The organism is Paenibacillus sp. Y5S-9, assembly GCF_036894235.1.
Lineage (GTDB): Bacteria > Bacillota > Bacilli > Paenibacillales > Paenibacillaceae > Paenibacillus.
The window spans coordinates 4,951,589-4,962,545 of record NZ_CP145887.1; the positions used below are offsets into that span (position 1 = coordinate 4,951,589).

Genomic DNA, 10,957 nt, shown 5'->3' on the forward strand with positions numbered 1-10,957 from the left:
CCGCTCATGTATTTTGGCAGGAAGGAAAGGTGTTACCGGTTATGAATGCAAACAAAATCTATCCCTGGTATTTCTCATCTGGAGCGATTGTATTATATCTGCTGTTCATCGTTGCTCCCGCCCTGCTGGGCATCTATTATTCCTTCACTGACTGGAATAGTTATAGTTCGGAGAAGAACTTTATCGGTCTGGAGCATTTCCGCACTATTCTGGCGGGTGATCCGACCTATCTGCTTTTTATCAAAAATACAGTCCTCTTCACCCTGGTTACATCAATCGCCAAGACGGTTCTCGGCTTGTTCCTGGCCCTGCTGCTGGTCAGCGGTGTAAAGGCCGCCAATCTGCACCGGATGATCATTTTCTCCCCGCAGGTACTGTCGTTCCTGATTGTTGGACTTGTGTTCAAAAGTCTGCTTGACCCCAACAACGGGTTCGTTAACGTGACCCTGCGTTCATTAGGACTGGACGTTCTCGCCCAGAACTGGCTGGGCTCCCTGACCTGGGCCATGCCATCCATCATGGCGGTGGATACGTGGAAAGGCATGGGGTACATCATGGTGCTGTTCATCGCCGGACTGCTCGCCATCCCCCGGGATTATTACGAGGCAGCGTCCATTGACGGCGCCGGGTTCGGACAAAAACTGTTCCGGATCACCATTCCGATGCTGATGCCTACCATTACCATCGCTACCGTGCTTAATATTACATACGGGCTGAGAGTATTCGATGCCGTATACGTGCTAACCAACGGTGGCCCCGGTAACGCGACAGATGTGATTAACACGGCGGTCTATTCCTCTTTTGCCAAAGGATATTGGGGACTCGGAAGTGCGCTATCTACCATTCTGTTTGTCATCATGGCGATCATCTCCTTTTTCATCATTCGTTTGATGAACCGAAAGGTGGAATACTGATATGCGATTGAGAAAAAGACTGGCTTCGATCGGGTTAAATGTACTCGCCTGGCTGCTTAGCCTGGTGGTCCTGATTCCTTTTATCGTCATCGTACTGAATTCATTCAAGTCGGACGCCGAGGCCAAAGTGCTTAAACTGACGCTGCCCGAGAAGTTTATTTTCGAAAATTACAAAATCGTCTATGAACAGGGACATTTGGGCGGTTCTTTTTTCAACAGTCTGCTGCATTCAGGGGCTTCTTCTCTGCTACTGGTGTTTGTTGTGGCCTTCTCAGCCTTCACGTTATCCCGTAACCATTCGAAGCTCAGCAAGTTTCTGTACTTCTTCCTGATTCTCGGTATCACACTGCCGCTCAACTACATTCCGTTGATGGAAGTCATGAAGTCCATGGGTATGATCAATTCACATGTCGGCATGATTCTGCTCTACACGGCCATGGGGATTCCGATCTCGCTGTTCATTACGTATGCGTTTGTGTCTAACATCCCGAAGGAGCTGGATGAAGCCGCGATCATGGACGGATGTAATGGGATCAAGCTGTTCCTGAGAATCATTGTACCTTTGTTAACCTCGGTGCTGGTAACGGTATTTGTTCTTAATTTCCTGAGTGTCTGGAATGAGTTTACTGCCCCACTCTATATGCTGAATACAGTGGAGATGTGGCCGATGACACTGGCTGTATATAACTTCTTTGGACAATTCAGTGCCCAGTGGAATCTGGTTAGTGCCGATATCGTGCTCACGTCATTGCCTGTGTTGATTGTGTTCCTCATTGGGCAAAAGTATATTGTAGGGGGACTAACTTCAGGGGCGGTTAAAGGGTAAGCTCCACCGACAATCCAAATACACAAACACATCTTGTCTAAGTACATCTGCTGACTCCTCAGCACAAAAAAAAGCCCTTGTCTGCTCATCGTGTGAATAACTTCTTCGTACAGAAGAAGCATCGCACGCTGCTGCGGACAAGGGCTTACGCTGTTGGATTCGAATTAATCGTGCGCCAACCCGCCAACATCGGATGGAGCCGCTATATCTGGGCTCTGCTCCAGAGATTTGATCATTTTCAAACGGGATGTAATTATTGCGATCAGAATAACAAACAGACCCGCGATGATAAACAGAAAGGCAATACCTCTGCCTGGCCCAGTTCCAATAATTTGACCAACAGACGAAGCCAGTGCTCCCCCCTCCATCAGCAACGGATTAAACACATGGTCGGCCAGAAATCCAGCCAAACTGTACGCGATAATAAACCCGAGTTGTGACAGAATACCAATGATTCCCCATACCCTGCCCTGCTTATCGTTGGCGATATTGTTTCGCACCAGCACATCTGCGCTCATATTGACAAACGGCAGTGATGACAGGAACAGAAAACCTGCGAAGATAATAAAATAAATGTTGGTGGATATCCCCAGAAGCGAAAAGGACAAACCGCACAAAATCAGACCCATCACAAGCACACTTGCATATCTCTTTGTTATTGTAAATATGCCGATGCACAAGCTGCTAATCAGCATGCCGATGGCGCTAACAGACTGAAACGTTCCAAGTGTCTTTGCATCCGTGAATGACAGAAGCATCGGACCAATGAGTGTCTCCAGGAATCCCAGATAAAAGGTGACAAGTGAAATAATCACCACCAGCAACAGTACTCCCTTGTTGGTTACAACTTCCCTCCAGCCCTCTTGCATATCGGTGATCCAGTTTTTGTCTTCTTGATCCTCTCGCTCCACCTTCATGCTCTTCCGAATAACCAGCACAGCCAGAATGGCAACCAGGAATGTCAGAATATTAATAACCAGAATGACTTCAATGGTTGTTATACTAAGCAGAATGCCCGCAATGATGGGTGAAAACAGAAACTTCGAGGATTCAGCCAGTTGTACAAGACCGCTTCCTTTCGAGAACTGATCCTTATCCAGCAGGTCCGTAGCAGAGGCCTTATATGCCGGGCTCTGCAGCGCGGAAAACACGGAACTAAAGGCCACTCCCACATAGATATGCCATAATTGGATATCACCTGTGAGCATAATCGACAGAATGAAAATCAAACCGGCTGCCGACCCCAGGTCGCCGATAATCATCATCGTTCGACGGTCGAATCGGTCTGCCAGTACCCCTCCAATAGGTCGAAGCAGGATATTCGGCAGAAACGTGAATAAGGTAATCAATGCAACACTTGTTGCCGTATTCGTTTTTTCGAAGGCATACACCCCCAGGGAGAAGGCTGTCAGTCCAATCCCAATCATGGAGATGAGCTGACCGAACCATACTACCAGAAACTTTTTAAATGATTTTTGAACGGTATGTTCCATGGATGATACTCCTTTCTCGGCTAACCTTGATTCGGAAAATAAAGACGAGTGACGTAGGCGAAGCTTCCTTTTTCTGCTCCCAGCACACGTTCCATAATATGTGTGAATGCTTCAACCTTTTTTTGGAGTTCTTCCTCCTCCCATTGAAAGATGCCTCGATCCAGCAAAAATTGTGACGATACAAGCAGGAACTCGATGGATTCCTTTGGGTTAGGTGTATGAAATACCCCCTCCTGAATGCCCTGCTCTACCACCTCGGCCAAGATGGGACTTAATCGAATTACCGTCTCTACAAGACTCTTTTGGTGCATCTCCACATTATGAACACTGTGCAATTGCTCGATGAGATCATGTTTTCTGCCGTCTGGCTGATTCTGCGCCATCATGATGCGAAAAATTTTGTCATGGGCGTTCAGTTTGGGGTCAGACACCACGTGCCTGGCCGATGCCTCACCGCTCAGAATAAAACGCATAACGATGGCGTTCATAACCTCTTCCTTGGACTGAAAATAATAATAAAATGTACCCTTGGCAATGTTGCACGCCTGAAGGATATCCATGACCGTAGCTTTGGTATATCCCTTTGTTACGAACAGAATCTCGGCGGCATCCAAAATCTCGTTCCTGCGTTCTTCCGGGTTTTTTATCAGTCTCATATCCTGGCCTCCGATACGTTCGACCGACTGTCGGTCTATTGTAGTCATGAAGTTCTTTTTTTAGAACCCCATTTCAGTCAACCATTGCGCCAAATGGCTTTCCCTTGTTTTCAGATCCTGACGCTCTCTTGCATATTTTCCAATATTTCTGTCTGCAACCAGCTTACCGTCCATCATAAACAGTACACGTTCCGATCTGGCAGCGACTTTCACATCATGGGTCACCAGCAGAATGGTTGTACCTGTTGCATTAATATCGCCCAGAATATCCATGATCTCATACGTTGATTTGGAATTCAGCGCCCCCGTTGGTTCATCGCCGAATAAAATATCTGGATTATTGATCAGCGCACGGCAGATGGCAATCCGTTGAAGCTGTCCCCCTGAGGCTTGGGTGATGTTATGCCCAGCAAGCTCATCAATCCCCATTTTTTTCATTAATGACATTGCCCGTGTATTAATCGTTTCTCTACTGCTATTTTTGGCCAGATACGCGGAAAGTACGATATTGTCTAACAGATTCAGATTTTTGAGCAGATGAATATTTTGAAAGATGAATCCCATCTTGGTCAAACGTAGACTTGCCAGATCTCTCTCCTGAAATGCCGATATTTTTTTGCCATTAAAATAGACACTTCCAGCGCTAATCTGATCCATACCACTTATGTTGTACAGTAAGGTAGACTTGCCTGAGCCAGATGGCCCCATGATGGAAACAAATTCTCCCTTTTTTAATTGAAGATTGATATCTTTTAAGATGTTATGTTCTTCATTCTCGCCGATCGCTACGGATTTATTCACGTCTTTAGCCTCAAGTATAGTTGTCATCGTTGATCCTCCCTATTCGACAATCATTTTGGATATGCTCGTTTCCTTGATCGATTGGATACTAATCCATGCTGTCAGTACAATCGTGCCTGCAAGTAACAATGGACACAAGATATATGCCTGTAACGGGTTAACAACAAAAACAATATTGGAAGCACCAAACGTCGACATAATGGCACTAACCAGCAACGGACCCAACGTATTGGACAATATCGTTCCAGTAACAACCCCTAAGATTAATATGACAAGTGACATCACGACATACTTGAACTTGATTTTAGACAAGGCAAACCCAAGGCTTCTTAATACAGCAATGTCGTTGTTATCCTTGGCTACTAACATCTGGAGGAACAATGCTGTAATTAAAATAGATATGAAGACACCGATGACCAAGGCCAGCATCGTCACCAATTTCAATTGTTGGATGGTTCCGCCTAACGTCTGATCCAGATAACCTTGAAGATCGGTTACTTTGGCAGGCGAGAAAGCCGCCTCATATTCAGCAATTTTGGTAGCCATGTCCCCGCGATTATTCAGATCCAAACTGACCACATACCACAACACACTATCCTTGTTGTAAGGTAATAAGGCCTTCGCCGTTTTCCCACCATTCGTAACGTCCTGGTATATTCCGCTGACCGTCATCATCTGGTCCTTGCCATTAACCAGCAAGGTAAGTTGCTCACCAGTCTTCAGGTGCAGCTCGCTACTGTTTGCATCAGATAACGCGATTTCATTTTCGGTTGTTGGCGCATTACCGCTAACATAAGACAATGGGAAAATACTGAAATCCCCAGTTTCTACACTCAGATTGTCGTAACTTCCTTCCGCATTTTTAATCTTGAACTGGCTTGTCACCAATGGGGAATACGTTTTGATGTCTTTATCATTTTGGATCTGGGCAACCAGATTGTCATAACGCTGCTCCACATCGTCTGTGTGCCTCAAGTCAATGCGAATATCACTTTGTCCAACACCCATATAAGAGATAAAACTTGGCGCCTGCAAAGTGTTCAGGAAGTTGACCGGCACAATCATGATAAATGAACTGACTACAAAGACGAACAACAATAATCGGAACATCTTGATTCGCTGTATCACTTCCTTCAGACCAAGAAAGACAGGTACGGAAGACCAGCGATTGCGGGACAAACTAAGCCGGTTTCGAATGATCTGTGTATCTCCCAGGCTCCCGGTACGGAGAGCATCCACCGCGGAAATGGAACGAAAACGCCGCAATACCGTTCGACAGAACAGAACAACCATGGCAAATATTATGCCAGCGGCTAATAACGGAATCGCGAAATGCAACAGGGTTGCAGGTGCTTTTCCCATATACAACATGATGTTGGAAACAAATAGTCTGTTAACGCCAAGTGATGCAATGTAACCAAGCACGGATGCAAATCCGGCCATAAATACATACTTCATCAGATACAGTCTCTTAATATCCTTCTCTGCGATCCCAATCGCCTTCATGACACTAATCTCACGATAATCCTCTTCGATGGTCGCAAGCATTGTGAATCGGATGCAAAGCATCGCGATCAGAATCAGTACAAGACTGACCAAAATAATAACGGCTGCAATAACTCCGTCGGTCATGGCATTCAGTACCTGGAACAGCCCATAGGTTACGACTGGACCCGCGTTGGGGAGTCCGGCATTTTGATAAGCCTGGGTAAATTCACTCGTTAGTCCGGGATCCGTCAACCGGAATTCGATGAGATACTCCATCTCTCCGATGCTCTGCTTCAGTTCCTGCAAATTCCCTGCACTCACGATAAAACGTTTGGAGTGCACAACCGATGGATTCATCTGAGCATCACGAACAAAATCAACGATGGTGTAAGAACGCTCAAATTGACCATTATCGATCCGAACCTGGTCGCCCACGCTCAATTTTTTTTGCTGCATGTAATATACCGGAACTGCGATCTCGCCATCGTTCACCTGAATAATCTCACTGTCCAGATTCAACAAATAGTCGAAACCCTCATTCTGTGTAACAAAGTCAATGTCCATAACACTGTTCTTTTCGGACTCTGCTCCGAGAAACAGATTAGAGCCGTCAATGTTGACCATTTCCACAATCTGATGCTGCTGGACCATGGCATTTTCTTCAGCCCATGTGTTCACTTTGGCCTGATCGAGTTCTCCGGCATGCATTTGCACAAAGTGTGGTGTTTTGGATTCAGAAAATAGATATTGGATGGAACTCGTCAGTTCCATAATCATTCGTGACCCCGAAGATACCAGCAAGGCGGCCAGCAGTACAAAAATAAATAACGCAGCCGTAATCCCTTTTTTTCTCGTTATATCGTTTCTCAGCATTCGTAGCAGCATAAACGAACATGGCTCCTCTCATCTACAAGTTGTTCCTATTTATCTGGAGTCATAAAGCTTGTCAGACAATGCGCCACCGTTGAAGGTTGATGCATCATGAACATGTGAGCACCCTCTTTGATGGTTTGAAGCTTCATGGATGATTCAAAATATCGGCCCCATCTCAACGCTGATTGAAGGGTAACGGTACGATCCCGTTCTCCCCACAGATACAATACCGGCAATGAGAGCGGCTCATATTCAAGTGTTGCTGCAGATTCCAGCATCCTGAAATCCGCCCGGATGACGGGCAGAAAATAATTCAATAATTCTTTTTCATGTATCAGTTCTTGCGGAAGAGCTTCATAGGAAAACAGATGATCAATCAGATTTCCGTCTGACATCTGATCATAATTCTGCATCCCGCATTCGTCAGGCGTGTTGCAGGCAGATAATACAAGCCGTAGCGTTTTAGCTACATCTGGACGTTCCTGACATAAGCGCTGTGCAACGAAGTAGGCTGTAATTCCTCCCAGACTATGTCCAAATAACAGACTGCCGGGCTTTATAACATCCAGCAGCTTGCTGGTATACAGTTCTACGAGTTGCTGCATATGCTCCAGGGGTGTTTCGGTGTTCAGACCATGACCCGGGGGCGTAAACGCCCAAATTTCCGTGTCAGGAAGGTACGGCACTAGGGGCTGAAAACTGTTGGAGTTGCCACCGAGATAAGGAAAACAGACTATTTGTCTGTTTCCCTCCCCCTTTTGTAACTGCTCCAAATAGATCGGTTCCATCACTTATCCACCACCATAACTAGGCTTACTTTCTTTCCAGAACATATGCAGGGAATGTCTGAAGTGAAGTATCCACATTTTTACGCTTGAAGATGACATGTATGACAATAGCCGATATTACAAAAAAGAAGAATTGCATAATTTGAACTTGCGGATTAAAGTAGTACAAATCAATTTGACTTCCTGTGGCTACAAGCCAGAATGCAAGCAGATAAAACAGAAGTGTACCTTTGGTTGCATTGAAGATATAACTTTGGAACACGATAAATGCCATAAGCTGAACAACGTAGTATATGTAAGTGGTTGAGGTGCCAAAAGAGGAAATCAAGTATCCCGGAAGCACCCATAATCCGAACAGCAGGCCGGTAAGCAGACCACTTGTTATATTATTTTTTAACTTCCCTTGCAAGAATGGAAGCAAAAATCCGATCCAACCAAACAGCCCACCAATCAGCCCCGTCTCCTTGATCAGATTCACAATCCCCAACCAGATCATTTCAGGTACACTATATGTCAACTCAGGGACCGGTATGCCGAATAACAAGGAACCAAAGTGCATTGTTGATGCAAAGATGATGGAAATTCCAATAATGAGCGGTATCCAGAACAGGTCCTGTCTGCGCGGAACCAGCTTCATAAACATTCCTTTTAATGCTTCCGTTCCGCCCATCACATAACATGTAATTAATCCGGCAATGGAAGGTGAATACAGAGCAACGATCGCAAGTGGATGCATCAAGGTTAACTCACCAGTTATGGGTACAATAAAATCCGCAAAGAACATGAACAAACTTGCGATTCCATAACATGTGCCAAAGGAAATTCCCAAAAACAAATACATATATTTGTTGGACGGGCTGGTTGCCGGACTTGTGACTGGACGAATGGATGCCTGATTAGCTGTAATCATAATGCCGCCTCCTTCTCAGTCAACTTTCTCTCAATAAGATCATGCAAACGGTTAATCGTGCAGAAATTAGCCAAATCCAGATCTTCATTTGCTATCTCAATCTGGAATCTACGCTCTACAAAGTCCACCAAACGCATCGCAAAGAGCGAATTGACGAACCGCTGCTCAAAATAATTGTCATTATCATTAATTTGAGTGTCCTCATGATCCATGGTGAGGTTGTTCCCGATAAACTCCCGAATTTCCTGACGATAATCCACTGCCCTTCCCCCTTGTTATTGATGTTGCCCCTCAGGCACTAAAACCTCAATGTAATCTGGAAACTCTACAGCCTGCTGCAAATCATGATAAAATAGTACTCTTCCTTCCTGATCTGCAGATTGCTGCTTGAAACCGGCAAAGCGATAGCTGATATTCATCATCCGGTTCCTTCCGGTATCCCTGAAGTCCGCAAGCATCTGTTTGCCCTGCTTCTGAGCTTCGCGCATGATGTACGTTAGCAGTACACTCCCTGCTCCTCTGGACATCACTCTGCAAGACATCAGAAGCATGTTTAGCCGCCATACTTTCTGCTGCATGTGAATAAGTGCAAGCCCAATTTTGCCATACGTTCCGTATTTGTCTTCGAGTTCACACACCAATAACAAATGGTCCTGTGAGGTCATCAGTTGATGCAGCTCCTCGTAACTGTAGGTAATTCCCGTTGCGTTTAGCTGATTGGTGCGAACAGTAAGTTCCTCTGCACGCTGAAGATCATCCTCAGTAGCCTCGTAGATGGAAAATTTCATGCCAAGCGTAGCCAGAAATTGTTCTGAAGGTCCTTCATACTGTTCCTCAGCCTGTTTACGGAGTGTATCCGCCTGATACATCTGCCTTCTGCACGCAGAGTCGGCTGTAATAAATCGGGGCATCAGCCTTGGGTCATCAAGCATGGTTTCATATTGATCCGCATGAAGTACCTGGATGTCAGCATGTACACTTTGCACTTCTTCCAGTTCAAAAGGTTGATCATCCACAAACAGAATGGCATCCATACCGATATTAATGTTCTGCTGAATCCGCTGAACAGAGACGGATTTTGCATCCCAATGGATTTCGGGATATAGAAAATATTCGGCGATGCCCAATTCGTTTAGTTTCGCCCAAGCCAGCTCTGCATCATTTTTACTGGCAACAGAATGCAAAATACCTCGCTGGTCCAGTTTTTCAATCACCTCCTTTAAGCCCGGCTTCAGTTGCACATCTGCAGATTCAAGCAAAACTCCATCCCATATGGTGTGGTCCAGATCCCAAACGATGCATTTGATATCCTTGAGCTTTTCCATGGTCATGCCACCCTTCATCTTAGTAGGCATAGAATCCTTGACCCGTCTTCCGCCCCCACTGTCCTGCATCAACCATTTTCTGCAACATCGGACAGCATCGGAATTTGGGGTCCTGATAGCTGTCGTACAATACTTTCAATGAATGCACGACCGTATCCAGACCAATCAGATCCGCTGTCTCCAGCGGCCCCATCTGATAATTGAAGCCCTTCTTCATAATGGCGTCCACCTGCTCGGGTGTAGCGATTCCATCCTGTACAATGTACGCCGCTTCATTCATTAACAAGTGTGAGAGGCGATTAGAGACAAACCCGGGCAGATCCTCTATGACAACTGGACTTTTATCAAGAGTTTCCAAAAACGCTACCATCTCATGTTCCGTAACCTGCGTTGTATGATGTCCTTTGATCACCTCCACCATGGATTTAACAGGAACCGGATTCATCAGATGCACCCCAATGACTCGACCTGGGTCAGGCAAAAATGAAGCGAGCTTTGTCACGGAAATACAGCTTGTATTTAGCGCATATAAAGCATCCGGACGAACCTTGTGGGATAGTCGTGCGTAAACTTCCTTTTTCAACTCCAGGTTTTCGGTTACATTTTCAATAATGATACTTGCCTCTTCCACACCTTCATCTTGTGTCTGGAACGAGATTCGTTCCATGATCTGATCCAGGGGGACCTGACCGTACCCTTGCTTCAGAAAGCAAGCTGAACGATATTCACGACGTATAACATCAGGGGCATGTTCGATGACCGACGCCGAAATATCCTGCAAAATTACACGATAACCAACCCTCGCTACATCCAGTGCTGTGGCGCATCCCATCACCCCTGCGCCAATGATTGCAATGAGTCGATTATGCATACCTAATCACCT

Annotated in this window: 11 protein-coding genes; 2 read left to right on the forward strand and 9 right to left on the reverse strand. The window is 45.6% G+C overall.

All coding sequences use genetic code 11. The annotated features are described in order from the left end of the window. Positions 1–41: 41 nt before the first annotated feature. Together V6669_RS21900 and V6669_RS21905 are read left to right on the forward strand one after the other, a co-directional pair. The gene (locus V6669_RS21900; protein WP_091028318.1) at positions 42–914 is read left to right on the forward strand and encodes a sugar ABC transporter permease; all 873 of its coding nucleotides are present in this window, start codon (positions 42–44) and stop codon (positions 912–914) included. 1 nt (position 915) lies between these two features. Continuing rightward, positions 916–1,740 (forward strand): carbohydrate ABC transporter permease, encoded by an 825-nt coding sequence (locus V6669_RS21905; RefSeq protein WP_338588045.1) that lies wholly within the window; start codon positions 916–918, stop codon positions 1,738–1,740. Positions 1,741–1,904: 164 nt separating this feature from the next. Here the strand turns inward: V6669_RS21905 and V6669_RS21910 are convergent, their stop codons facing one another. The 9 genes from V6669_RS21910 to V6669_RS21950 are packed head-to-tail and all read right to left on the reverse strand — an operon-like array spanning position 1,905 to position 10,945. Next, positions 1,905–3,233 carry an MFS transporter gene (locus V6669_RS21910; protein WP_338588046.1) on the reverse strand — a complete coding sequence of 443 codons (1,329 nt, stop codon included), beginning with the start codon at positions 3,231–3,233 and terminating at the stop codon, positions 1,905–1,907. Positions 3,234–3,253: 20 nt separating this feature from the next. Further along, positions 3,254–3,889, reverse strand: coding sequence for a TetR/AcrR family transcriptional regulator (locus V6669_RS21915; RefSeq protein ID WP_133385585.1), 636 nt, complete (start codon positions 3,887–3,889; stop codon positions 3,254–3,256). Positions 3,890–3,949: 60 nt separating this feature from the next. Then, positions 3,950–4,717 carry an ABC transporter ATP-binding protein gene (locus V6669_RS21920; RefSeq protein WP_017687160.1) on the reverse strand — a complete coding sequence of 256 codons (768 nt, stop codon included), beginning with the start codon at positions 4,715–4,717 and terminating at the stop codon, positions 3,950–3,952. A gap of 12 nt (positions 4,718–4,729) precedes the next feature. Then, entirely contained in the window at positions 4,730–7,063 is a 2,334-nt protein-coding gene (locus tag V6669_RS21925) for an FtsX-like permease family protein (protein WP_338588047.1), read from the reverse strand. Between the two features lie 35 nt (positions 7,064–7,098). Further along, complete coding sequence (locus V6669_RS21930) at positions 7,099–7,839, reverse strand: alpha/beta fold hydrolase (protein WP_338588049.1); 741 nt, start codon at positions 7,837–7,839, stop codon at positions 7,099–7,101. A 25-nt stretch (positions 7,840–7,864) separates the two neighbouring features. Continuing rightward, complete coding sequence (locus V6669_RS21935; RefSeq protein WP_338588050.1) at positions 7,865–8,749, reverse strand: hypothetical protein; 885 nt, start codon at positions 8,747–8,749, stop codon at positions 7,865–7,867. Next, positions 8,746–9,009: an acyl carrier protein gene (locus V6669_RS21940; protein ID WP_017687156.1), complete on the reverse strand. Its 264-nt coding sequence runs from the start codon at positions 9,007–9,009 to the stop codon at positions 8,746–8,748. Before V6669_RS21940 ends, V6669_RS21935 begins: the two co-directional genes overlap by 4 nt. A 15-nt stretch (positions 9,010–9,024) precedes the next feature. Beyond that, a complete protein-coding gene (locus V6669_RS21945) occupies positions 9,025–10,074 on the reverse strand; it encodes an HAD-IIIC family phosphatase (protein ID WP_338588051.1) in 1,050 nt (349 codons plus the stop codon). Positions 10,075–10,093: 19 nt separating this feature from the next. Then, positions 10,094–10,945, reverse strand: coding sequence for a 3-hydroxyacyl-CoA dehydrogenase family protein (locus V6669_RS21950; RefSeq protein WP_338588052.1), 852 nt, complete (start codon positions 10,943–10,945; stop codon positions 10,094–10,096). Between the last annotated feature and the right edge of the window lie 12 nt (positions 10,946–10,957).